The organism is bacterium (assembly GCA_031082185.1).
Lineage (GTDB): Bacteria > Sysuimicrobiota > Sysuimicrobiia > Sysuimicrobiales > Humicultoraceae > VGFA01.
The window spans coordinates 15,258-36,949 of record JAVHLI010000007.1 but is presented as its reverse complement, the minus strand read 5'-3'; the positions used below and the strand labels follow the sequence as shown (position 1 = coordinate 36,949).

The 21,692-nt window shown below is 66.2% G+C and carries 28 protein-coding genes and 3 riboswitches; of the genes, 23 read left to right on the top strand and 5 right to left on the bottom strand.

Annotated features, from left to right (window positions below; genetic code table 11):
- The first annotated feature begins 44 nt into the window (after nucleotides 1-44).
- Nucleotides 45-141: riboswitch (cyclic di-GMP riboswitch) on the top strand.
- Nucleotides 142-189: 48 nt separating this feature from the next.
- The 5 genes from RDU83_08185 (at nucleotide 190) to RDU83_08165 (ending at nucleotide 3,900) form a co-directional block, all read left to right on the top strand.
- Nucleotides 190-936 (top strand): hypothetical protein, encoded by a 747-nt coding sequence (locus tag RDU83_08185; protein ID MDQ7840990.1) that lies wholly within the window; start codon nucleotides 190-192, stop codon nucleotides 934-936.
- Nucleotides 933-1,712 (top strand): hypothetical protein, encoded by a 780-nt coding sequence (locus tag RDU83_08180; GenBank protein MDQ7840989.1) that lies wholly within the window; start codon nucleotides 933-935, stop codon nucleotides 1,710-1,712. Before RDU83_08185 ends, RDU83_08180 begins: the two co-directional genes overlap by 4 nt.
- Nucleotides 1,713-1,718: 6 nt before the next feature.
- Nucleotides 1,719-2,519 (top strand): hypothetical protein, encoded by an 801-nt coding sequence (locus RDU83_08175; protein MDQ7840988.1) that lies wholly within the window; start codon nucleotides 1,719-1,721, stop codon nucleotides 2,517-2,519.
- 47 nt (nucleotides 2,520-2,566) lie between these two features.
- Nucleotides 2,567-2,644, top strand: a riboswitch (cyclic di-GMP riboswitch).
- Nucleotides 2,645-2,707: 63 nt separating this feature from the next.
- Complete coding sequence (locus RDU83_08170) at nucleotides 2,708-3,523, top strand: sigma-70 family RNA polymerase sigma factor (protein MDQ7840987.1); 816 nt, start codon at nucleotides 2,708-2,710, stop codon at nucleotides 3,521-3,523.
- Nucleotides 3,524-3,540: 17 nt separating this feature from the next.
- Nucleotides 3,541-3,900: a roadblock/LC7 domain-containing protein gene (locus RDU83_08165; protein MDQ7840986.1), complete on the top strand. Its 360-nt coding sequence runs from the start codon at nucleotides 3,541-3,543 to the stop codon at nucleotides 3,898-3,900.
- Between the two features lie 68 nt (nucleotides 3,901-3,968).
- On the opposite strand, the gene gspE (RDU83_08160) is transcribed toward RDU83_08165, so the two are convergent.
- Entirely contained in the window at nucleotides 3,969-6,134 is a 2,166-nt protein-coding gene (gene gspE, locus RDU83_08160) for a type II secretion system ATPase GspE (GenBank protein ID MDQ7840985.1), read from the bottom strand.
- Nucleotides 6,135-6,141: 7 nt separating this feature from the next.
- Nucleotides 6,142-6,227: riboswitch (cyclic di-GMP riboswitch) on the bottom strand.
- Nucleotides 6,228-6,343: 116 nt separating this feature from the next.
- Between gspE (RDU83_08160) and RDU83_08155 the strand changes: the two genes are divergently transcribed.
- The 11 genes from RDU83_08155 (at nucleotide 6,344) to RDU83_08105 (ending at nucleotide 15,999) form a co-directional block, all read left to right on the top strand.
- On the top strand, nucleotides 6,344-7,933 hold the full coding sequence (locus RDU83_08155) for a DnaB-like helicase C-terminal domain-containing protein (GenBank protein ID MDQ7840984.1): 1,590 nt from the start codon (nucleotides 6,344-6,346) through the stop codon (nucleotides 7,931-7,933).
- A complete protein-coding gene (locus RDU83_08150) occupies nucleotides 7,930-8,211 on the top strand; it encodes a MerR family transcriptional regulator (protein MDQ7840983.1) in 282 nt (93 codons plus the stop codon). The genes RDU83_08155 and RDU83_08150 overlap by 4 nt, the downstream gene beginning before the upstream one ends.
- Nucleotides 8,208-8,450, top strand: a complete 243-nt coding sequence (locus RDU83_08145) for a hypothetical protein (GenBank protein MDQ7840982.1) — start codon at nucleotides 8,208-8,210, stop codon at nucleotides 8,448-8,450. Before RDU83_08150 ends, RDU83_08145 begins: the two co-directional genes overlap by 4 nt.
- Nucleotides 8,437-10,146 (top strand): type II secretion system ATPase GspE, encoded by a 1,710-nt coding sequence (gene gspE / locus RDU83_08140; protein MDQ7840981.1) that lies wholly within the window; start codon nucleotides 8,437-8,439, stop codon nucleotides 10,144-10,146. The genes RDU83_08145 and gspE (RDU83_08140) overlap by 14 nt, the downstream gene beginning before the upstream one ends.
- 9 nt (nucleotides 10,147-10,155) lie before the next feature.
- Entirely contained in the window at nucleotides 10,156-11,340 is a 1,185-nt protein-coding gene (locus RDU83_08135; GenBank protein ID MDQ7840980.1) for a type IV pilus twitching motility protein PilT, read from the top strand.
- Between the two features lie 8 nt (nucleotides 11,341-11,348).
- On the top strand, nucleotides 11,349-12,566 hold the full coding sequence (locus tag RDU83_08130; protein MDQ7840979.1) for a type II secretion system F family protein: 1,218 nt from the start codon (nucleotides 11,349-11,351) through the stop codon (nucleotides 12,564-12,566).
- Between the two features lie 18 nt (nucleotides 12,567-12,584).
- On the top strand, nucleotides 12,585-12,965 hold the full coding sequence (locus RDU83_08125) for a type II toxin-antitoxin system prevent-host-death family antitoxin (GenBank protein MDQ7840978.1): 381 nt from the start codon (nucleotides 12,585-12,587) through the stop codon (nucleotides 12,963-12,965).
- A gap of 180 nt (nucleotides 12,966-13,145) precedes the next feature.
- Nucleotides 13,146-13,571: a prepilin-type N-terminal cleavage/methylation domain-containing protein gene (locus RDU83_08120; GenBank protein ID MDQ7840977.1), complete on the top strand. Its 426-nt coding sequence runs from the start codon at nucleotides 13,146-13,148 to the stop codon at nucleotides 13,569-13,571.
- 90 nt (nucleotides 13,572-13,661) lie between these two features.
- Nucleotides 13,662-15,143, top strand: a complete 1,482-nt coding sequence (locus tag RDU83_08115; protein MDQ7840976.1) for an O-antigen ligase family protein — start codon at nucleotides 13,662-13,664, stop codon at nucleotides 15,141-15,143.
- A 5-nt stretch (nucleotides 15,144-15,148) separates the two neighbouring features.
- Nucleotides 15,149-15,583, top strand: a complete 435-nt coding sequence (locus tag RDU83_08110) for a type II secretion system protein (protein ID MDQ7840975.1) — start codon at nucleotides 15,149-15,151, stop codon at nucleotides 15,581-15,583.
- Nucleotides 15,584-15,777: 194 nt separating this feature from the next.
- Nucleotides 15,778-15,999, top strand: coding sequence for a hypothetical protein (locus RDU83_08105; protein ID MDQ7840974.1), 222 nt, complete (start codon nucleotides 15,778-15,780; stop codon nucleotides 15,997-15,999).
- A 206-nt stretch (nucleotides 16,000-16,205) separates the two neighbouring features.
- Here the strand turns inward: RDU83_08105 and RDU83_08100 are convergent, their stop codons facing one another.
- The 3 genes from RDU83_08100 to RDU83_08090 form a co-directional block, all read right to left on the bottom strand.
- Nucleotides 16,206-16,622: a DUF4143 domain-containing protein gene (locus RDU83_08100; protein ID MDQ7840973.1), complete on the bottom strand. Its 417-nt coding sequence runs from the start codon at nucleotides 16,620-16,622 to the stop codon at nucleotides 16,206-16,208.
- Nucleotides 16,600-17,379, bottom strand: coding sequence for an AAA family ATPase (locus tag RDU83_08095; protein ID MDQ7840972.1), 780 nt, complete (start codon nucleotides 17,377-17,379; stop codon nucleotides 16,600-16,602). Before RDU83_08095 ends, RDU83_08100 begins: the two co-directional genes overlap by 23 nt.
- Before the next feature lie 737 nt (nucleotides 17,380-18,116).
- A complete protein-coding gene (locus RDU83_08090; protein MDQ7840971.1) occupies nucleotides 18,117-18,335 on the bottom strand; it encodes a hypothetical protein in 219 nt (72 codons plus the stop codon).
- Nucleotides 18,336-18,469: 134 nt separating this feature from the next.
- Between RDU83_08090 and RDU83_08085 the strand changes: the two genes are divergently transcribed.
- From RDU83_08085 to RDU83_08075, 3 genes are all read left to right on the top strand, one after another.
- On the top strand, nucleotides 18,470-18,727 hold the full coding sequence (locus RDU83_08085; protein ID MDQ7840970.1) for a ribbon-helix-helix protein, CopG family: 258 nt from the start codon (nucleotides 18,470-18,472) through the stop codon (nucleotides 18,725-18,727).
- Nucleotides 18,724-19,146 (top strand): putative toxin-antitoxin system toxin component, PIN family, encoded by a 423-nt coding sequence (locus tag RDU83_08080; GenBank protein MDQ7840969.1) that lies wholly within the window; start codon nucleotides 18,724-18,726, stop codon nucleotides 19,144-19,146. The genes RDU83_08085 and RDU83_08080 overlap by 4 nt, the downstream gene beginning before the upstream one ends.
- Before the next feature lie 61 nt (nucleotides 19,147-19,207).
- A complete protein-coding gene (locus RDU83_08075) occupies nucleotides 19,208-19,420 on the top strand; it encodes a type II toxin-antitoxin system HicB family antitoxin (protein ID MDQ7840968.1) in 213 nt (70 codons plus the stop codon).
- 335 nt (nucleotides 19,421-19,755) lie between these two features.
- On the opposite strand, the gene RDU83_08070 is transcribed toward RDU83_08075, so the two are convergent.
- Nucleotides 19,756-19,920: a hypothetical protein gene (locus RDU83_08070; protein MDQ7840967.1), complete on the bottom strand. Its 165-nt coding sequence runs from the start codon at nucleotides 19,918-19,920 to the stop codon at nucleotides 19,756-19,758.
- A 90-nt stretch (nucleotides 19,921-20,010) separates the two neighbouring features.
- Here RDU83_08070 and RDU83_08065 point away from each other — a divergent pair, with 90 nt between their 5' ends.
- From RDU83_08065 to RDU83_08050, 4 genes are all read left to right on the top strand, one after another.
- Entirely contained in the window at nucleotides 20,011-20,271 is a 261-nt protein-coding gene (locus RDU83_08065; GenBank protein ID MDQ7840966.1) for a hypothetical protein, read from the top strand.
- Nucleotides 20,272-20,274: 3 nt separating this feature from the next.
- Nucleotides 20,275-20,736: a PIN domain-containing protein gene (locus RDU83_08060; protein MDQ7840965.1), complete on the top strand. Its 462-nt coding sequence runs from the start codon at nucleotides 20,275-20,277 to the stop codon at nucleotides 20,734-20,736.
- A 65-nt stretch (nucleotides 20,737-20,801) separates the two neighbouring features.
- On the top strand, nucleotides 20,802-21,062 hold the full coding sequence (locus RDU83_08055; GenBank protein ID MDQ7840964.1) for a hypothetical protein: 261 nt from the start codon (nucleotides 20,802-20,804) through the stop codon (nucleotides 21,060-21,062).
- Nucleotides 21,049-21,270 carry a type II toxin-antitoxin system PemK/MazF family toxin gene (locus tag RDU83_08050; GenBank protein MDQ7840963.1) on the top strand — a complete coding sequence of 74 codons (222 nt, stop codon included), beginning with the start codon at nucleotides 21,049-21,051 and terminating at the stop codon, nucleotides 21,268-21,270. Before RDU83_08055 ends, RDU83_08050 begins: the two co-directional genes overlap by 14 nt.
- Nucleotides 21,271-21,692 lie beyond the last annotated feature (422 nt).

Sequence of the window (21,692 nt, the reverse complement as noted above, 5' to 3'; positions counted from 1 at the left end):
GACTAGGCAGAGTCTCGAGTGGGAAGATAGTAAGTAACAAGTAGCCTCCGAACGGGCAAACCCGCCGCGAGGCGGGGACGCAAAGCCAACGGGGCCTGGAAGCCCGAAGTTACGGGTTTCCAGGTCGGCTGGGTTGCCGAAGGGGAGGTACTCCCAGCCTTCCGGCCCCAGCCGGGAGGCGTTTGTATCTTGGAGAACGGCAAGGGGTATTGCGCAGTGGAAACGCTCCGCATCCAGAGTTACGAGGCCATCCAGGCCGGGGCGGCCCTGTTCGCCGGGATCAGCGGCGACGAAGTGGATCTAGACCTGCTTGTGGCCTACCTGGCCGCGCGCGGCTTCGACGGTGGCGTGATCGTGGAGGATCATGAAACCGACGGCATGCTCTGGTTCCAGGAGGGTACGCCCCGCGAGGTGTGGGTGTTTGAGGGGGGCGACGTCCCGGAAGTGCTGCACAACGGTCCGGGGCGCGACCGACTCAGCGCGCTGGTAACACGCGGGGGCCGTGTCAGCGTTGTGGCGTGCGAACCGCCCAGCGTGCCGACGGAGTTCCCGGATTTCGCGGACGAGCCGGAGCCGCAACCCGCGGTCGCCACCGAACCCCCGGCCCACCCATGGCCGGCCATCCTCGAGCATGTGGCGGTTCGCGTCGCGCGCAGCCGCGGCCCCCGCCTCGCAGCGCAGTTCGATGCAGCTCTGAACCGAGCGCTGGAACGGCACGGGGGCGGCATGGATGGGGAACGGGTTCACGCGCCGCAACTGCCCGAGTCCACCTGGCGCATCGTGGTGGAGGCGGCCTGCGCGCCGGTCGTGGCGATCGCCGGCCGCGCGTTCATCGACCGGACCATCGCCGCGTCCGAACGCGCGGTTGCGGATGGAGTGGGCGCGGCGCAATCCAATCATGCCTCTGTTGGGACCGAAGGGGAGGGGGCTTGGTGACGCGTCGGTCCTGGTTGCCGAAGGCGATTATCGGTCCACTTGCCGTGGCCGCGGGCATCACCTACGGCCTCGATGGTGGCGGGCCAGGGATTGAGGTTGCGCGCAATGTGACAGGTGCCGTCCTGCAGTTCCTGGCTCCGCTGGTGGCCGGGCTTGGGTGTCTTAGCGCGGCGCGGGCCTACGCTCGCGGCGACCGCGAACGCGCAGTCTGGATGATGGGCGCGTGGGCTACCCTGGCATGGGCCGCCGGCCGCGCGGTCTTCACGGGTCACCAGTGGATCGAGGGAAGAGCGCTGCCCTTCCCATCCCTGGCAGACGGGTTCTTCGTTGCTTTCTATGTGCTGCTCGGCGCGGCGCTCTACCTGGAGGTCCGGCTTGTTTGGCCCGTGGTTGATCGGCCGGTCCGGAGGAACCTGGCGGTGTACGGCGGTCTGGCGTGGGCGTGCGCCCTTTCGCTGGTCCTGGTATCGGTCGCGCAGAGTCAGGCTTCAATACTAGAGAAGGCGCTGGCCGCGTTCTACCCGGCTGCGGCGGTGCTGCTCGTGCCCGCGGGCCTCCTGCCCGCTGCCGGCTTCCGCGGAGGCACATCGGCGTACCCGTGGCTTGCCGTGGCGTTGGCGGCGGTCTGCCTGACCGCGGCGAGCTTCGGGTTTACCTCCCTGATCCGGCACGGGCTGCACCCGGCCGTGCACAGGGCAGACGCGCTGTGGGTCGCCGGCTTCGTCTTCTTGGCGGTCGGCGGATTCTGGCAGCGGGCTGCACTCGAGGAGGCCTAGGCCGCCGTGTCCGAGTCAAACGGGTCCGGGATCTTCCACTACGCGTGGTCGCGCGGAATGGCCGCCGTTGTGGAGACGCCGGCACGCCGGACCGCCGCGGTCTTTGGGCCGGGCGGCTGGGAGCAGGGCCAACCCGGAACGGTGCTGCCCTCCGGCGTGCCCCCGGGCGCGGAAGAGACCCACCTGGCGCTCCCCGAGTGGCTGGCAGAGCAGATCGCCGGTCTGCAGTTCTCGGCCGGGGGGTTGCACACCGAGTTCATCCGTCTCAGTCCTTTGCTCGAGCGACTGCGCTCAGAGCACTCCAATGCGGCGGTCCTGGTTCTGGGAGACAAGCCGTCCGTCTACGTGGTCGCCGGCGGGGAGGTTACCCAATGCGGAGAAGGCGCCGCGCCTCCCGGCGAGGCGTCAGGGTGGATCGTCGTGTTCTCCGGGGAGGTGCGCGTGCCCGTGGCGGCTGTGGCAGATCCGCCCGGTGCCGCGGACGAGCCATGCGCCGTGGGGGAGCCCGGCGCCGCGGACGAAACCTACTTCGTTCCTGCCGGCGTCCGAAACTCTCTGCCGGAGGAAGTAGCGGCCGGTATCCTAGAGGTGGCGGGGCCGGCAGGCCACGCGGTGCCTGGGCTGCTCGACGGCTCGCGCACGGTCGCAGCGGTCGCCGCCATGGCCGGGCTGACCGCGGGGCAGGCCCGAGCCGTGGTCGGGGTGTTGATGGCGCAGCGGCTTGCCTTCCGGTATGTCGGCCGGTCCAGGCCGGCCCCACGCCTGGGATCGGGCAGTACTTGCGCAAATGCTCTCGACGGTCTATGATGTATTATTACCGGGCTTGACTGCCGGGTGCGACAACTGAATATGAACCCCGAAAAGGGCAAACCCATCGCAAGGTGGGGGCGCAAAGCCTCGGGACCAGTGATGTGGTCGGCCGGGCTGCCGGAGGTGGATTCGCGGTCCTCTTGGGGCAGCCCGAGAGGGCTCGTCGTTTTCAGGAGGCGCTGGAGATGGCGGCAAGGACTCCGCACCGCCCAGCAGAGGAGCCGGGACTTCGATTCGAAGAAGCCTCCGGGTACGATGCCGTTGATCTCCTGATCCAGGAGCATGCGGACGCGCGCAGCCCAGACGCGCACGAGCGCATCATCGCCGCGTGCACCCCCCTGGTTCGGCGCATTGCCGCGGAGTTCGGCTTCTCTGGGGTACCGTCCGAGGACCTGATCCAGGTGGGCTACATTGGGTTGCTCAACGCCATCAACGGGTTCGATCCCGGACGCGGCGCGAAGTTCGCCACCTACGCCAGCTACTTGATCCGCGGCGAGATCCGCCACTACCTGCGCGACCAGCGGGACACGATTCGCAAGCCGCGCTGGCTCAATAGAATCAACACGCGCATTGAGGAAACCATCAACGCCCACGTCGGCGAGACCGGCCGCTTCCCCAGCCTCGAGGCCCTGGCGCGCGAGCTCAACATCGAGGAGGACGGACTGCTGGAGGTCCTGCGCGCAAGGGAGGTTCTCCGCACCGTCTCGATCGAGGCCGACGAGGAGGGGGCCGATCTGCGGGTGGACCGCGACCGGATCCGGCACCGGAGCCACATCAGCTTCCAGCTTCCGATCGAGGACCGGGTGACCCTGATGGAGGCGTTGGAGTCGCTGACCGCCCTGCAGCGCAAGGTTGTCTACTACCTGTTCTACACCGACCTGACGCAGATGGAAGCCGCCAAGCAGATTGGGATTTCACAGAAGCACGTGTCGCGCGTGCTTGCCGCAGCGCTGGGCAGGCTGCGCGGTGCGATCAACGCGCCCTCACCCGGGGCGCTGTAGGCCGCGGGAGGGACCTTATGATGTCGCAGTTGAAGGATGTGCTTGCCGACATGACCAGGGTTGACGGCGTGGTGGCCGCCATGATCGTCGGCCGGGACGGGTTCGTCGTGGAGGGGATGACCACGGAGGAACGCGTGGACCTCGAGGCCCTGGGCGCGATCGTGGCCAGCAATATCGCGGCGGCCGACTCGATGGGCAAGGAGATGGGCCGCGGCTCGCTGCGCACAATGCTGCTGGAGTACGACGATGGGCCGGTGGCCGTCGGGCCTGCAGGGGCCGACGCGATAATGGTGGTGGTAGGGACGCGGCTGGCCAACCTGGGCCGCATCCGCCTCGAGATGCGGCGCAACAGCCAGCTCGCTGCCGCGCTGGTCTAGAGCGAGGGAGCAGGGGGTCTCGAACGGTCCTCGAACGGTCGCGGTGCCGGGCATCAGCCCGGCACCGGCTAGTCTGCCACGTAGACGACCCGCAGGATCTCGTCAATTGTCGAGATCCCGGCCATGACCTTCTCAAGGCCGTCGTCGCGCAGCGTGCGCATCCCCTCGCGTATCGCCTGAGCCTTGATCTCGGTGGACGAGGCGCGTTGGACGATCATGCCGCGGATCGTATCGGAGATGACCAGGAGTTCGTAGACGCCGATGCGCCCCCGGTAGCCGTTGCCCCGGCAGTGGTCGCAGCCCGCTCCCCTGTAGAAGACCACGCCGGGGTCCACTCGGGCGTCGGCGCCCAGCCGGCCGAGGGCCTCGGCCGGCGGCGAATAGGCCACCTTGCAGCGGGGGCAGATGGTGCGGGCCAGGCGCTGCGCCAGCACCGCGATCACCGAGGAGCTTATCAGGAACCCCTCGATGCCCATGTCCACAAGCCGGGTGACGGCGCCCGCCGCGTCGTTGGTGTGAAGGGTGGAGAGGACCAGGTGGCCGGTCAGCGCGGCCTGCACCGCGATCTCAGCGGTCTCGCGGTCGCGGATCTCGCCCACCATCACGATGTCCGGGTCCTGTCGGAGGATGCTGCGCAGCCCACCGGAAAAGGTCAGCCCGGCCTTCGGGTTGACCTGGACCTGGTTGACCCGCCCCAGTTGGTACTCCACCGGATCCTCGATCGTAACGATGTTCCGATCCAGGGTGTTCAGCTTGCCCAACGTCGCGTAGAGCGTCGTGGTCTTCCCGCTACCGGTCGGGCCGGTGACCAGCACCATCCCGTGGGGCTTGCTGACGGCGCTCTCCCAGAGGGCCAGGGTGTTGCTCTGGAAGCCCAGGCGCGGCAGGCCGATCTTGGTTGAGGACTGGTCCAGCACGCGCATTACGACCTTCTCGCCGAACATCGTGGGCAGCGTCGAGACACGCAGGTCTATGCTGCGTCCGTCGGCGATCAGGTGGATGCGGCCGTCCTGGGGCCTCCGCCGCTCGGCGATGTCCATATCCGCCATGATCTTCAGGCGGGAAATCAACGCGGCCTTGAGGTGTTTGGGCGGGTTCATCACATCCCGCAGCACGCCGTCCACGCGGTACCGGATCCAGAGGCCCGCCCGCTGCGGTTCCACGTGGATGTCGCTGGCGCCCTGCTTGACCGCCTCGTCTATGGTCAGGTTGACCAGCTTGACCACGGGCGCCTCTTCGGTCAGGGCCTTGAGCTGATCCAGCGAGGGGTCCTCCTCGCCGATCTCAACGGTGAAGTCGGGTACCGCATCCCTCATGACCCGTTCGATGAGCGCGTCGCCAAACTGGTAGTTTCGATTGAGGGCCGAGGAGATGTCCTCCTCGGTGGCCACGGCCAGGTCCACCTCGAGCCCGGTGATCAAGCGCACGTCATCCACCGCAATGACGTTGAGGGGGTCCGCGATCGCCAGCAGCAGTCTTCCACCGCGCTTCTCGAGCGGCACGCACTTGTGGCGGACCGCCAGGGCGTGCGGGATCAGCTTGGCGATCTCGGTGTCCACCTTGGTATCGGCCAGCGCCAGGTAGGGGTAACCCCACTGCTCGGCCATGCCGCGGGCCAGGTCGGACTCGGTGACCGTGCCCATCTCCAGCAGGATGTGTCCGATGCGCTCGCCGGTGCGCGCCTGGATCTCGAGCCCCTCGGTCAACTGCGTCTCGTTGATGATGCCCAGGTTCAACAGCACCTGGCCTAGGGTGCTGCCCTTTCCCGCCATGCGGCCGCGCGGCGCCCGGGCGGTCGAGGCCGGCGGACCTGCTGCGGGTTCATCCGTGGCAGCCGGTTCTTGTGGAGCCGGGTGGGCTACCGCAGGGTCGCCGATCTTGGCCTTGACGATGGGATCATTGGGCGATACCGCTGCCGCCTGCTGGTAGGCGCTCAGGACCTTGTCGGTCTCCCCGCGGGAGAGGTGCTTGTCCGCGGCGGTCAGGAAGGCCAGGCCGGTTTCGTGGCGGTCGTCCAGCGCCCGGTGGACCTCGGCCAGGTCCCAGTATATCCAGGGTTCGTTGGGATCGAGGGCGATGAGTTGCTGATATGCCTCGCGGGCTTCGGACCAGCGGCCGGTGCGCGCCAGAAGCCGGGCACGGCCATAGGCCGCGGCCCGCTCGAGGGTGAGGTTCTCGCCCGATAGCCCTGAGGCGGTCTTTAGGGCTCCCAGGCCTGTTTCGTCACTTGTCACGTCCATCACCGGCAACCCAGCCGACCGGCGGCCTCTGCCGCCGGTCCCGTGGCTTTGCGCCCCCGGATCGCTCCGGGTTTGCCCTTACGGGACTAGTCCGCTAAACTTCTGGGTATATTCTCACTTGCCCATCTCAGAAGTTGCAACGACAATACCACAGGGTGGGACCCGGCGCAAGATAGTGTCGGGAGAACTTCTGCGGAGGAATCGTGGAGCTATACCAGCTGGAAACGCGTTTGCTTAGTGGGCTGATCCGGGACCGGCACCTGCTGACGCTGGCGAGCAACGAGGGCTTCCACGTTGATCAGCTTGCCTCGCCGCAGGCGCGCCGGCTGGCCAAGGTGACGATTGATGCGCACGCCACGACGGCCGCGCTTGACGAGGCCGGGTTGCGCGCGGAGATGGCCGAACGCGGCCTTCTGACCCCTGAGATGGAGCAGTACCTCACATCGGTCCTGCTGCTGCCGCCGCCCAACGCCGGAGATCTGATGGCGTACGTGGAGGATCTCAAGGCCCGGGAGAGCCGCGATCTGCTGGCCCGCGTCCACGAGGCCTTCGGGAGCTACCTCTACCGCCCCAACCAGGGGCAGACCGACATCGTGCAGTTCACCACAGACGCGATCCACCAACTGCTCGAGATACAGCGGCGGAGAACGCGCCGTCAGGTCGCGCCGATCTCGGAGATGCTCGGCCCAATGATGGACGCCAGGCCGGTGATGACGAACGGGATCCTGGGGTATTCGATCAGTCCCTTCGACCGGCTCAACACCCTGCTCTCGGGCCTGCGCCGGGGTTTCTACTACGGGATGGCCGGCGCCCCCCGCCGCGGCAAGACCAACTTCGCCCTGGACATGGCGGTGCACGTGGCGGCCAACCACAAGGTGCCGGTCCTGTTCTACACCTGGGAGCAGACCCGACGCGTGCTGGCCGCCCGGCTGATTGCCAAGGAAGTCGGCATCAACCCCACCACGGTTCTGATGGGGAGCAACGGAGACGGCGAGTCGGTGGCCGACAAGGTGGCCTCGGCCCGGGGTGCGCTGGGTCGGTTCTCGCCGTACCTGTACCTGGTGGAGGCCGGCCGCAAGGAGACGCTGGACCGCATCCGCGCCCACGCCCACAACCTGATGCAGGAGTTCCAGACGCAGGATATCGTGCTGTTCTTCGACTACCTCCAGAAGATCCCGCTCTCCGCCTACGTGGACGACTGGAAGGCTCGGACCGACATGATCTCCACGGCGTTGGCCGAGCTAAGCTTGGAACTCAACTGCCCGGTCTTCGCGATCTCGCCGCTGGACAAGGAAGGCTGCCGGCTGGACGAGCGGCCAGCCGAGGAGACCGAGATCTTCAACCCGTTCAACCGGCCGACGATGCACCACAGCATGGGCAGCGGCGACTTGGAGTACGATCTGGACGTCGCCATGGTGCTGGCCAAGGACTGGAAGGCCACCTCCGACCTGCGGCAGCTAATCGAGTCCCGGGCCAAGGCCGAGGGTTTTGATACCAAAGATCTGCCCAAGGTGGACATCCTCAACCTGTTCGTGGACAAGAACCGCGATGCGCCCGAGGCGGCCTCCAACATCGTTCAGTACGCGTTCTTCGTGACCCTGAACAAGCTCGTGGAACTGGACTACAAGCTGGAGCAGGAATACCGCCCCGACTACCAGGGGTTCTCGAAACTCCAGGAGATCTACTCGTTCCTGCGCGACCACGGGTTCCGGCCGCAGCGCGACGCGGTTGCCGTGCCACGTGTGGGTGGGAACGGTGGTGGAAGTGGTGGAAGCGGAGGAAAAGGCAGATGATCGTGGACAAGTGTGCGCCCATCTATCCCATACGGACGGTGGCGCACCTTACCGGGGTCAACCCCAGGCGTATTCGCGCCTGGGAAGACCAGTACAACCTGTTCGTCCCGGCCCGCACAGGGGGAGGACACCGGCTTTACAGCGAAGAGGATGTAGAGCGCATCCGGTGGGTGAAGGCGATGGTCGAGCGGGGCCTGAGTCTGAAGGGCATCCAGCGGTTGGTGGAGCGTCCCCGGTCAGCCGAGCTGGCCGCCGAGGGAAGGGGAGCTGCCCGATGAAGGTGGAACTGGACCGCGAACAGGTCGTGATCTTCACGCCGTCGCACCGGATTGAGGGCGAGCTGCACCTGCCCTCGAGCGCCCGGCTCTCCGACCGGCTGAACCAGGCCAAGGACTTCCTGGCAATTACCTCTGCGCGAGTCTACACCCTCGACGACCGGCTGCTCTACGAGACGAGCGTCGTGATGGTGCACAAGTCGCACATCGTCATGTTGATGGAGAGGCATGAGGCCCTCTAAGAGTCTAGCGGTCCGTCGCCGGGTCCGGCTGGGCGAGATCCTGGTGGAAGCCGGGCTGATCACCAGCGCCCAGTTGGAACAGGCGCTGGCGGCCCAGCACGCGAGCGGCGACCGGCTCGGCAAGGTACTCGTTAGCCGCGGGCTGACGACCCAGGAGGCCATCTCCAAGGCCGTGGCCGGCCAGATGGGGATCGAGTTCGTCAACGTGCAGGCGGTCGGGATTCCCGAGGAGGTGATCCTGGCCCTCCCCGAGACACTGATCCGGCGCCACCAGGTCATCCCGCTGCGCATCGAGGGAAACGCGCTTGTCGTCGGGATGGTGGACCCGCTGGATGTGGTGGCCCTCGACGACATCCGGCGCGCGGTGGAGCGCGACCTGATCCCTGCCGCGATTACGCCTGAGGGGTTCCAGCACGCCGTCAACCAGTACCCGGCTCTCGAGGGCACCCTAGACCAGGTCATCCAGGAGATACGCCCCTCCGATGTGGGCGAGGAGGAGCCCGGCCTCGACCGGCTGCGCGAGATCGTCGAGGACGCGCCGGTGGTGCGCCTGGTGAACCTGATGCTGGTCCAGGCGGTCCGGCAGGGCGCCAGCGACGTCCACTTGGAGCCGCAGGAGAAGCATCTCCGCATTCGCTACCGCATTGACGGCACGCTCTACAATGTCATGACCGCGCCCAAGCACGTGCAGGCCGCGGCCACCAGCCGCGTAAAGATCATGGCCAACATGAACATCGCCGAGCGGCGCGCGCCGCAGGACGGCCGCATCGAGCTGCGCGTGGACAACCGCGAGATTGACCTGCGCGTCTCCAGCATTCCTACCACATACGGCGAGAAGGTGGTCATGCGGATCCTGGACAAGCGGGCGGCGCTGGTCGGGGTGGAGAAGCTCGGCCTGCTGGGTCCGGACCTGCCGCGGTTCGAGTCGTTGATCGTCAAGCCCTACGGGATCATTCTGATCACCGGTCCGACCGGAAGCGGCAAGACCACCAGTCTGTACTCGATCCTCCACCGGCTGAACAAGGTTGACGTCAACATCATCACCATCGAGGACCCGGTTGAGTACCAGCTTGCCGGCATCGCCCAGGTCCAGATCAACCCCAGGGCGGGCCTGACCTTTGCAACCGGCCTGCGCTCTTTCCTGCGGCAGGACCCCGACATCATAATGGTAGGCGAGATACGCGACGAGGAAACCGCGCGCATCGCGATCAACGCCGCGCTGACCGGCCACATGGTCCTCTCGACGCTGCACACCAACGACGCGCCCGGGGCCGTGGCGCGGCTGGCGGACATGGGCGTGGAGCCGTTCCTGGTGGCCTCTTCGGTGATCGGCGTGGTTGCGCAGCGTCTGGTGCGGTTGCTCTGCCAGCACTGCCGCGAGGAGTACACGCTCCCGGTGGAGGTGGCGGTGCGCTACGGCCTGGTAAGTCCGGACGACCCGCCGCCGGTGGTCTACCGCGCCAAGGGCTGCGACCGGTGCAACCACATCGGGTACAAGGGGCGCATCGGTCTGTTCGAGATCATGATGATGGACGACGCGGTCCGCGCGCTGGTTATGAAGGAGGCCTCCGCGGACGTCCTCAAGCGTGCCGCGGTAGCCGCCGGGATGCGCACGCTGCACGGGGACGGCGTGGCCAAGGTGCTGGCCGGGTTGACATCGCTGGAGGAACTGCTCCGCGTCGTATTCGTCGAATAGGGGGTTGTCATGCACATCGAGGATCTGCTGCGCGAGGTTGTCACCGCCCAGGCGTCGGACCTGCACCTGACTTCCGGGATCAAGCCCACGATGCGCCTGTGGGGACGGCTGGCGCCGATGGAGCACCACGAGATCCTCTCCGCCGAGGACACCTTCCAGCTCGGCTACAGCATGCTCAACACCTTCCAGAAGCAGAAGTTCGAGAAGTTCTGGGAGCTCGACCTGTCCTACGGCGTGCCCGGGCTGGGCCGCTTCCGGGTCAACATCTACCGGCAGCGGGGCGCGGTGGGAATCGCCATTCGCGTGATCCCGATGACGATCCCGACGGTGGAGGTCCTGAACCTCCCGCCGGCCTTGAAGGAGCTGACCCGAAAGCCCCGCGGCTTGGTGCTGGTAACCGGTCCCACCGGCCACGGCAAGTCCACGACGCTGGCCTCGATGATTGACTTCATCAACGCCGAGCGGCACGTCCACATCGTGACCGTGGAGGATCCGATCGAATACCTCCACCAGCACAAGAAGAGCATCGTCAACCAGCGCGAGCTGGGGTTCGACACGCAGTCGTTCCCGGCGGCGCTGCGCGCGGTGCTGCGCGAGGACCCCAATGTGGTGCTGATCGGTGAGATGCGCGACCTGGAGACGATCTCCGCGGCCCTGACGATCGCCGAGACCGGCCACCTGGTCTTTGCCACCCTGCACACGGCCAACGCCGCGCAGTCCATAGACCGGATCATTGACGTCTTCCCGCCTTACCAGCAGCAGCAGATCCGCATCCAGATCTCGATGGTGCTCGAGTCGGTGATCTCGCAGCAACTGCTCCCCAACGCGCGGTACAAGGGGCGGGTAGACGGCCGGCCGGCGCCGGGGCGGCCGCGGCTGAGCAGCGCCGGCGGGGGGACCTGGCCCACCCTGGACGAGATCGGGCGGATCCCGTGCGTGGAGATCATGCTGGCCACGCCGGCGATCCGCAACCTCATACGGGAAGCCAAGACGCACCAGATCGAGACGGCGATCCAGACCGGCGGGCAGTACGGGATGCAGACGATGGACCAGTCGCTTCGAGACCTGTGCTTACGGAAGATGATCACGCTGGAGGACGCGCTAGGCCGGGCCATCCACGCCGAGGAGCTGCGCAAGATGATCAGAGAGGGCGGCGGCGACGTCGAGCACGCCGGACGCAACACGAGGGGGTAGGCGCAGCCATGCCAGTCTTCCGCTACAGCGCCAAAGACAACAGCGGGCGCATGATCTCGGGCGTCATCGAGGCCGACAGCGACGCCATGGTCGTGGACCGGCTCCGCGACATGGGCTTTTTCATAACGCACCTGGAGCGCACGGTCGAGCGCGCCGACATCTTTCAGTCCCTGCAGAGCATGTTCGGGATTGGTCTCAAGGACCTGGCGATCTTCAGCCGGCAGTTCGCCACGATGGTGAACGCGGGGTTGTCGCTGGTGCGCACGCTGACGATTCTGGAGCAGCAGTCCAGCAACAAGCGCCTGAGGGAAATCGTCGCCGCCGTGCGCGCGGACGTGGAGGCCGGCCGGCCGCTCTCGGACGCGATGGGGCGGCACCCCAAGGCGTTCTCAGCGCTATACGTCAACATGGTGAGTGCCGGCGAGACCGGCGGCGTGCTCGACGAGGTGCTCAACCGCGTCGCCACTTACCTAGAGAAGGAGCAGACGCTGCGCTCCAAGATCAAGTCGGCGATGGTCTACCCGATACTGCTGACCACGGCGTCGCTGGGCGGCCTGTTCTTCATGACGATCGTGATCCTGCCCCAGTTCGAGAACATGTTCAAAGAGCTGGGCGGGTCGGGACAGCTCCCGCTGCCCACCCAGATAGCGATGGCCGTCAGCGTGGCGCTCCGCTCGTACTGGTACGTGATCTTCGCGGTTACCGGTGTGGCTCTCTACGTGCTGCGCCGCTACCTGCAGACTCCGTCGGGCCGCGCGCGCTACGACCGCTTCAAGCTGAAGATGCCGGTGGTGGGCGAACTGAACCGCAAGATCGTGATCGCCCGGTTCACCCGCACGCTGGGCACCCTGATCGCCAGCGGCGTGCCGATCATGCAGTCTCTCGAGGTAGTCTCCAAGGCAATTGACAACACGGTGATAGCCAACGCGATTGACGCGGTGCGCAGTAGCATACGCGAGGGACAGACGATCGCCATACCGCTGCAGTTCTCGGGCGTCTTCCCGCCGATGGTGGTGCAGATGGCCAAGGTGGGCGAGGAGACCGGCGCGCTCGAGCAGATGCTGGAGAAGGTGGCCGACTTCTACGACGTCGAGATCGATGCGATGGTGGCCGGACTGACCTCGCTGCTCGAGCCGATCCTGATCATCTTCATGGGCGTGATCGTGGGCGCGATGGTGATCTCGCTCTACATGCCCATCTTCCAGCTCGCGACAGGGGTGAAGTAGGCTACCCCGGTCGTCCCCATGCGACTGGGCCTGCGCGAGGCGAACCAGGGGTTCTCGAAGGCGATTCGCGCCGTGCGCGCCGGGAAGGAGGTCGTCCTCACCGACCGGGGGCGGCCGATCGCCGTGATCAGCCCTCTGCGGGCGGTCGGGAGCGGCGGGGTGACGCTGGACCGGGTGGTGCGGGCAGGGTTTGTCGAGGCCGCGCAGCGGGAGGGCCGCATGCCGTCAGCTAGGCCGGTGGCTTCCCGGGGTAAGCCCCTCTCCCGCATTGTGAGTGAGGAGCGGGACGGGCGTTCCATTCCTGACCTCAGACGCCCGGCAGCGCTCGAGCGCCGAGGCAGCAGGACTCCGGGTGTGGTGGGTGTGAGGAACCCGGCGAAGCGTCGAACGCCGGTCTAAGAGGCGGTCGGCGTGGGCATAACCAGTAACAGCGGCGCAAGAAGATGGATGACGTCGGGGAGCGGGAGGTGATGGGCGGAGGGAGGACGGTCGAAGAGCAAGAGGATCATTGATCCCCTGGTCTGATTGTTTCTGGTACGGAGTGCGCGTGAGGAGAAAGATCCCAAGGAGGGATAGGCGATGATGAAGTACTTCTGGAAGAAGAGGGGGCAGCGCGGCTTCACGCTGATCGAGCTGGTCGTCGTGCTCGCAATCCTCGGCATCCTGATTGCCCTGGCGGTGCCCCGGTACCTCGGCGCCCGCCGCGGCGCCCTGATCGCAGAGGGCGACAACGTGCTGCAGGAGATCAAGACGCTCGCATGGGCCTACTACCAGCAGTACGGGACGTTCGCGGGCGGTGGCGATGCGACGGTTTTGGGGTTCGTCGCGCCACCCGATGACAAGGGATGTTGGGCCTACTCTTTCCCGTCCTCTACAGGAGCCCTCATCTCTATGCGGGCCACCGGCGACAGCACTCCGGCCAAGTGCGGCCCGGTGAACCTTGCGACCATCACGCTGATATTGAACAGCGACGGTTCGTCCGCCCGCTCGCAGACACTGCCGTAGCAATCCGGCACACCTGATATGGAGCAGGAGTGGCCCGCATGTCGGGTCACTCCGCTTTCTGGACCCGAATGGTTGAGGAGACCCGGCTTCGTGACCGACACAGCAGGAACCCGGACCGACCTCCTGTCCTCAGCGCTGCGCTGGCTGCTTGTGGTCAGCGTGGCGCTGGTCCCCCTGGTTTTCGACCCCCTGGATCCAGTACGCACGTTCCTTGAGGCCAAGCGGAACGCGGTGTGGGCTGTGGGTGCCCTGACGGCGGTCCTGTGGGGACTGCGGTATGTGCTCGACCGCCGGTCCTCCCCGCGTCCGGAGCCCGGCCTGGTACTCCCGTTCCTGGTCCTGTCCGCTGTCCTGGGCATAGCGACCTGGCAGGCACCAAACCCTCACGTTGCCTTCTGGGGAAACCTGATCCGCAGGGAGGGGCTGGCGACCATCCTCTGCTACCTAATCGTGGCCGGAGTCGCGGCCCACGAACTCAGGGCAGCCCCTGGGTTCCAGCGCCGCTTCACCGCGGCACTGTTGATCGGCGCGGCAGGTAACGCCATCTACGCCCTGATCCAGTTCGCCGGCCTGGATCCCGTGTGGGGCTATCGGGGCTACCTGCGGCCGTTCGCGATTCTGGGCAACGCAGCGTTCCTCGCCGGGTACCTGGCCATGGTCATTCCGGTGGCAGCAGCATCCATGCTCGTTGCCGGGGGCAGGCTGGCGCGAATGGCGGCAGTCTTCCTGATCGGTTCACTCTTCCTGGGAGTGCTGGTCACTGGGTCGCGCGCCGGGTGGGTCGCGTCGTGGCTGGGGGTCGGGCTGCTCGCAGCGGTGGTCCTGGCACGGCACGGGGCATCACGGCGCTGGTGGGCTGCGTCTGTCGGTGGGTTGATGGCTGCGCTGACACTGCTGTATGCCGCGCAGGTCGGGCCATTCGCACGCACAATTGACGAGCAGGTGTTAATCCGCGTCGCTGCCGACGGCACGGCGCTCCGGCGTGTCCCCGGCGAGATCCACCCCGACGCCCGGCAGCCGACGCAACGGCTGGCGATGACACTGGAGCACGGCGGCGGCGTGCAGGTGCGGCTTTCACTCTGGCGGGGCGCGGTCCGGGCCTGGATGCGGCGGCCCTGGCTAGGGCAGGGCCTGGATTCGTTCCGGTACTTCCCCAACATGAGCGACCCGAGGGAGGCCAGGATCTACGCCGGGAAGACGCTCCCCCCTCTGTTCAGCTATGATCGGGCTCACAACGAGTTCCTGGAAATGGCGGTCGCGGCCGGAATCCTCGGGCTCGCCGCCTACCTGTGGTTGCTCGTGGCCCTGTTGGCCCCAGCCTTCCGCGCGGCCGCCCGGGGCGACCTGGGGGCTGCCGGCGCCGCGGCCGGTGCCCTGGCGTTTCTGCTGGTGCTTCAGGTTCAGCCCGGGTACCAGGGCTCGTCGTTCGTCTTCTGGGCTCTGCTCGGCTTCGGCGCTGCCCGGGCCCGAGGTCTAGCGGAGCAGCCTCCGGGGAACAGAAACTCAAGGGCACCCGTGGGGCAGGCCGCCTCGCGATATGATGTCGCAGTGGAACGGGCCCGGGAGGGGTGACACAGGTGGCACTTCGCCGGCAGGATCGCGGCTTCACCCTGATCGAGCTGGTCGTCGTAATCGCGATCCTGGGGATCCTGATCGCAGTGGCGGTTCCGCGGTATCTGGGTGCGCGGCGCGGCGCCCTGATTCCGGAGGCCGAGAAGGCGCTCAGCGAGTTGAGGTCGCAGGCGTGGTCCTACTACCAGCAGTACGGCACCTGGGAAGGGGTCACCAACGCCAACTTCGCCTCCGCCATGGGGTTCATCGCACCCGGCGGTGCCTGCTGGAGCTACGATCTGGCCGCCGCCGGCACTGCCACCGGCATCCAGTTCAGGGCCAGTGGAAACCCGGCCGGGGCGCCGCCCAAGTGCGGCCCCCTGGGCGCACCGGGCGACTCCATCATCACGCTGCACCTGAACGACGACGGATCGGCGCAGCGCGCTCAGTCACTGCCGTAAGAACGGCGCTCTCCCGCTCCTACAGCCGCTGCTCTGGATCTCGGAAGAGGTCGCGCACCGCCCGGTTGAACTCCTCGTCGTACGAGTAGATACGTTCAATCCTATCTGCCTGGCCGTGTCAACAAGCCATGGCAGAGCGCTGCCCGGGGTAATGGCGGTTTGACGGAAAGAACGAGACACCACATGATGAATCCATGACGCGAAAGAAGACCACCGTCTACATAGACGAGAGCCTGCTGCGCCTGGCCAAGATAGCCGCGGTGCGTACCGGCAAGAAAGAGTACCAGGTCTTCGAGGAGGCCTTGCGGGGCTACCTGGGGATCGAGGCGGTCACCAGGGCATGGAAGAGTAGCGAGCTGAGTGAGGACGAGGCGCTCGCACTGGCCTACGACGAGCTCCACGCATCGAGAGAGTAGTGCACCGGGCGGTTCTGGACCCCGGCTTGCTGGTCGTCTCCCTCACCTCGGGATAGGTATGTCAGCGAGGACGATGCGGCGGTCTACGTTGACCTCCTCCGTCGGATGGCCACCACCGCCGAAGACCCCTCTGATGCCCGCGGGCTTTCGCCGGATCCCGGCGATGACTACCTCGTAGCGCTGGCGCGGGTGACGGGCGCCTGTGCTCACGCCGCGCGCCTTCCTGGATCGGATGGAGATGGAAGCCCCGTAAGACCGTTCGACGTGCGTCCCCTGCCGAGCAGCCAGAGGAACATCGCTGCCGGCACCCGGGGGAAGCGTGGGTTGCTGAGGTCGAGCGCGTCGCGGGTGACGACGATGCCACGCGGAAAGGAGCGGGCCAGGGGTGCAAGATCGCGGCCGCGCACCTGGGCTCGATACTTGACCTCTACGGGGATGGTTTCGCGTCCCGCGCCAACCAGCGCGTCCACCTCGCCTCCTGCCTTGGAGCGCCAATAGAACAACGCTCTTGGGACGGCGAACTCCTCCGCCAACGGCCGTTCCTCGCTGCGAAACAGCGCGGTCAGGACGACGCTCTCGACCAGGCCGGGTATGTTGGGTTCAGTCCGCGCCTGGCGGATCACGGCGAAACAGCACCACCACGAGAAACATGCGGGCCAACAGGCGCACGTACTCCTCGGCCGTGCGCCTGTCGGCGTCGATCGCCTCCCCCAGGGCCGTCCACTCCGTGGGGCCCGACAAGCTGGTCACGATGTGCTCGAGCGTGCGGAACAGGCGCACCGGATCACGCCGGTGCCGCTGCGCCTCGCCCTCGATCATCTCCCACAGCATGCGGACGGTCGACTCGGCCACGCGTCCGCTCACGTGCTCATCAATCACCGCCGCGGGGAACCCCCCGACGCGCATGTACCGCTCGAGCAGTCCCTGAAGCTGTGGCTGGTGGAGCAGCATCGGTTCTATCTCACGCTGTGCCGCCGGATCCAGGAAAGCAGACACTGCCATCTCCACAGGCGGTGCCACCCCGTGCAGTCGCGCGAAGTCTGCGAACGACAACGGTAGGAGAATTCGGTCCGGCCGTGCGACGCGTCCTCGGCGTCCAGGCAACCTGTCCGCGCCGGCCGCGACCTCGATGGCCGAGGACCCCGTTAGGATGAAGGTATCCTCTCTGGCCGGTGTGTTGTCTCTAAGCCACTTCACCGCCTGAGGCCATCGGGGAATGGCCGAAACCTCGTCCAGGAATATGCGCCAGCGCCGAGACTGGGGGCGGAGCCGCTTCGCCGTCTGTACGGCCTGACGGATTACGTCCGGGTCGGTGTCGAGGTCGCAGGCGTAGTACAGCACGCCTTCATAGGGGGTTTCGCGTAGGCTTTGCCGGATCATCAGCTTCAGCGCAGACCCTTGGGGTCCAGCGAATCGGTGCCGCCTCATACTGCTGCAGGTGGGGGTCTTCTGCGACCGCCGCTGCTCCACGCCACCACGGGTTTGCTTCTGTCAGACGATCAAGCACGCCGTTCACTCCCCCTTCCTGTACATCGGATTGTCCATGTTACTGGGTCTTTATGTACATCCAGCGGGCTATCCTGGATGGACCACGGTGAGCCTGTGGCTAGGGTGTCTGCGGAATCGCCGGCTGCCCGCCATCCCTCTAACTGCCTCCTCACCTGTATTATCGGCAAGTACAGAGTCCTGGCTCTAGCCATGTCAAGGAGCGAGGGAGGCCAGCGAGTCGAACACCAACATCATAGGCCAAGGGAAGTGCTACCCTGGGATTGACAGTCTCCCAGGCGGCGGGAGCAGTTTCGATAGCGCCGTTCCTGGGGTAGAATACGGAGGGCGAGGGCCGGCTCAGTCTTGACTGTGTCTGAGGCGGGCGACCGTGAACGTGAGGGCCCTCAGCCGGAGGCGGACATTCATGACCATCAGAGAGCAGCTCCATCGGCTTGTAGACGAACTGCCCGAGAGCCGGGCGGGCGCAGCCGAAAAGCTGCTGCGAGCGCTGAAGGCTGGGGCGTCAATTGACCCTGTAGACCTGGCCCTAACGATCGCTCCCGAGGATGACGAGCCTGAAACGCCAGAAGAGGCTGCCGCCGTCCAAGAAGCCCGCGGGGAGAGCGAGACTATCCCTCACGATGAAGTGCTTCGTCGGCTTGGCCGATGAAGCGTATCCTGCGCGTGCTGCCCCGCAGCGCGGCGTATCGGTAGTCATCTCGACCCACACCAGCTAGCCGCCCAACAGCCAGAGGAACGCCGCTGCCGGCGCCAACCAGCGCGCCCGCCTCGCCCTCGATCATCTCGCACAGCATGCGGACGGTCGGCTCTGCCACGCGTGCGCTCACGTGCTCACCAATCACCGCTGGGGTCCAGCGAATCGGATCTCGTGCATCTCGAGGATCTGAGAACTGAGCCTCTGGTTGACGGGTGCCGCCGGAACCAGCAAGATGTTACTGAGTAATACCGAGGAGGGAGCAGGATGCGGACCACCAGGCCGATCACCGTCTCGCTGCCGACAGACCTGCTGCGCGAGGCCCAGCGTGTGGCCAGAGAAGAGTCCCGCACGCGCAGCGCGCTCGTCCGCGAGGCGCTTCAGCAGTACCTAGCCTCCGCTCGCTGGCAGCGCCTGCGCCGGTGGGGGGCTGAGACAGCGGAACGAATGGGGATCAGAACGGAGGAGGATCTCCAGCGGCTGCTTGACAAGGTTGCGACCGGACGGAGGCGGGGCGGCGCGTGATCCGGGTCGTCGCCGACACCAACGTCTACGTGTCGGCGATCGTGTTCGGCGGCACGCCCGAGGCCATCCTGGCACTCGCGCGCGCGGGCGTCGTGCATCTGTTCGTGTGCCCGGCGATCCTGGCTGAGCTTCGGTCGGTCCTCAGCAAGACCTTCGGCTGGCCGGAAAGCCGGGTCCGTGACGCTCTTGCCGAGGTTCGAGCGGTTGCCTCACTCGTCAGGCCTTCTGCCAGGATCTCAGGGGTTCTGGCTCACGAGGCCGACCACCGGATACTGGAGTACGCAGTCGCGGCCCGCGTTGACTTTCTCGTCACCGGAGACAGAACACACCTGCTGCCCCTCGGGGTTTTCGAGGGCATCAGGATCGTGACCCCGCGCGAGTTCATTGACAACCTCGCAGGGGCGGGCACGGGCGAGTAGTTAGCCACATCTGGCTTCAAGCCTCCTCGTGGCGTAGAATACTTGAGAGGTGTGCGACATGATGAGGTTCACGGCGGTCTACGTCAAGGTTCCTGAGGGCTACGTCGCCTTCGTGGAAGAGCTGCCGGGCGCTAACACGCAGGGCTCGACCCTTGAGGAGGCCAGAGAGAACCTGAAGGAGGCAGTCGAGCTTGTTCTGGAGGCGAATCGGATCTTGACGGAGGAGAGCCTTGAAGGTCAAGAGGTTATTAGGGAGCCCCTCCCGACCGCATGAAGCGGCGGGAACTTGTTCGGCACCTCGAGCAGCACGGGTGTGAGCTTCTTCCGTCACCGTGAGACAAACGAGGGCCTGGCCAGGAAGATCTGCCGCGACCTGGAGGTCCCCAATCCCTAGGGGGTTTCCAGGGCAAGGTTCAGGGACCTGATGTGGAGGTCGCGCGGGGTGCGCAGCGTGACCCGCAGGCGCAGCGCCCCGATTAGGGCCACTTCGGCATGCTCGGTCGAGATTTGCCCGCCTGCTTCAAGCCGTCGGATGGCGGTTGCAACCTCGAACGGCAGCAGGTGGGGGGGGCACGGCCCGCACCACCACAGAAGCGTCCAGGACGGCCCTCACCGCAGGTCCTCAGGGCCGCCCGCGGCAGCATCCGCGGTCCGCTCATCCCGCGCTGTTTCGATGGCCTCAACGATGGACCGGGTCCCAACCGACGTGCCGGCGGCCGCCAGGCGGGCTACGGTTGGGCCGGTGGCCTCGATCCAGGCGCGGGGAGTCGGCATACCCTCATGGGCCCTGGCGTCCTCCAGAAACCGCCTCACTACACTTGACCAGATCGGTAATACCCCTTACTATTTCCCTGGTGATATGCCATGGGTAATACAGATAGGCAGACCGCCTACCCGGCTCGGCTCACTCAGAAGTCACAGGTCGGCGTCCCGGCCGCGGTGCGCGAGCAGCTCGCGCTCAAGCCCGGAGACCGGGGGGTGTGGATCCTGCGTGAGGACGAGGCCGTCTTTGTCAGCGCCCGCCGCTACGCCGAGATGACGGCGGGTATCCTCGCAGGCACCTACGGCCGCAGCCCGGAAGAGATCCGCGGCTACCTAGATCGGGAACGCGAAGGGTGGCCGTAGGGCGTGCGGGCGGACACGGAGCGTTTCCTGGACGCGCTTCGGCCTCACACCTTGGTTGCGGTGGACTCCAACGTTCTGCTCTACCACCTGGAGGGTCTGGCATCATACGTGGATCTCACGATGGCGCTCTTGACCCGTTTGGCCGAGGGGGAGTTCCGCCTGGTCGTCTCAACGGTGTCGGTCGTCGAGATTCTCGCCGGCCCGTACATGGCACGGGACGAGGCGAAGGCGGCCCGCGCGGCCGCGTTCCTCCGAGGGATGCCCAATGCGGTGCTGGCGGACGTGACGGTGCCGATCGCTGAGCGGGCGGCCCGGCTCCGGGCGCTCGGCCTGCGCATGCCGGACGCGCTGGTCCTGGGCACGGCCATGGTGCACGGCGCAGGCGCGCTCGTCACAAACGACCCTGTCTTCCGGAGGCCGATCCCTGATGCCCCGGTGGTCATCCTGCTGGATGACTATGTGTAGGTTGACACCAAGGTGTCTTTGTGACAATCTGCCGCTAAAGGACGAGTTTCGCCGGGGGGTCAGATATGCCGCGGATCGCGGGTTCAGCCTCGAAGCGGCCCAGGATCAGCATTGATGTTACACCCGAAGTCCGCAGGCGTCTCCGAGTGGTGGCGGCGCAGCGCGACCTCACGATACGCGAGTACGTGCTGGCGGCCATCGAGGAGCGGCTCCGTGAAGACCTGAGCGATGACGTGCGGGCCACGCTCGGTATGACCGCCGCGGCCGATCCGGTGCTGGCGGATCTGTGGGACAACCCGCAGGACGCGGCCTATGATCGTCTGTGATCGGGGTGACGTCGTTCTAGTAGGATTCGTGTTCGCCGATGAGCCGGGGAGGAAACTGCGCCCCGCCGTCGTGGTCAGCGCGCGCGCCTATCACCAGGCCTGGCGCGACATCATCGTGGCCGCCATCACCAGCAACGTGCAGCGCCGGCTTCCCGGCGATCACCTGATCGCCGGGTGGAAGGAAGCCGGGCTGCTCTTTCCGTCGTAGTGGGTATCCACTTCGCTCCAGTTGACCCCATATCTTGTGGTGTCGGGGGCTTGGAGCCGCCGATGAGCGCCTATGCCCATGCCCTGCCGGGGATGCAGGAGCAGGCGGCCCGCGAGGGCATGGAGGCAGGTAGTGTCCCAGTTTGCCGGGAACACGAAGACCCTCCTTAACGTTCTCCTAATGGCGTTGGCAGGAGGAGGAGGGGGCCAAAGTAGAAACCCCTAACCGTGGCCCCAGGTGACGAAGAGGTTTGGCGAGTCACTGACCCTCTCGGGCATGTTGTCGTGCTCACAAAACGTCGTTGGATACACATCCAACTACGTCGCCACTTCTTCAAACAATTAGCCGGAGAACTTCGTCTTGCTTGCTCCAAGCCCGAGTGCATCACGGCTGAGGACAGCGATGTCTACTACTATCGCCAA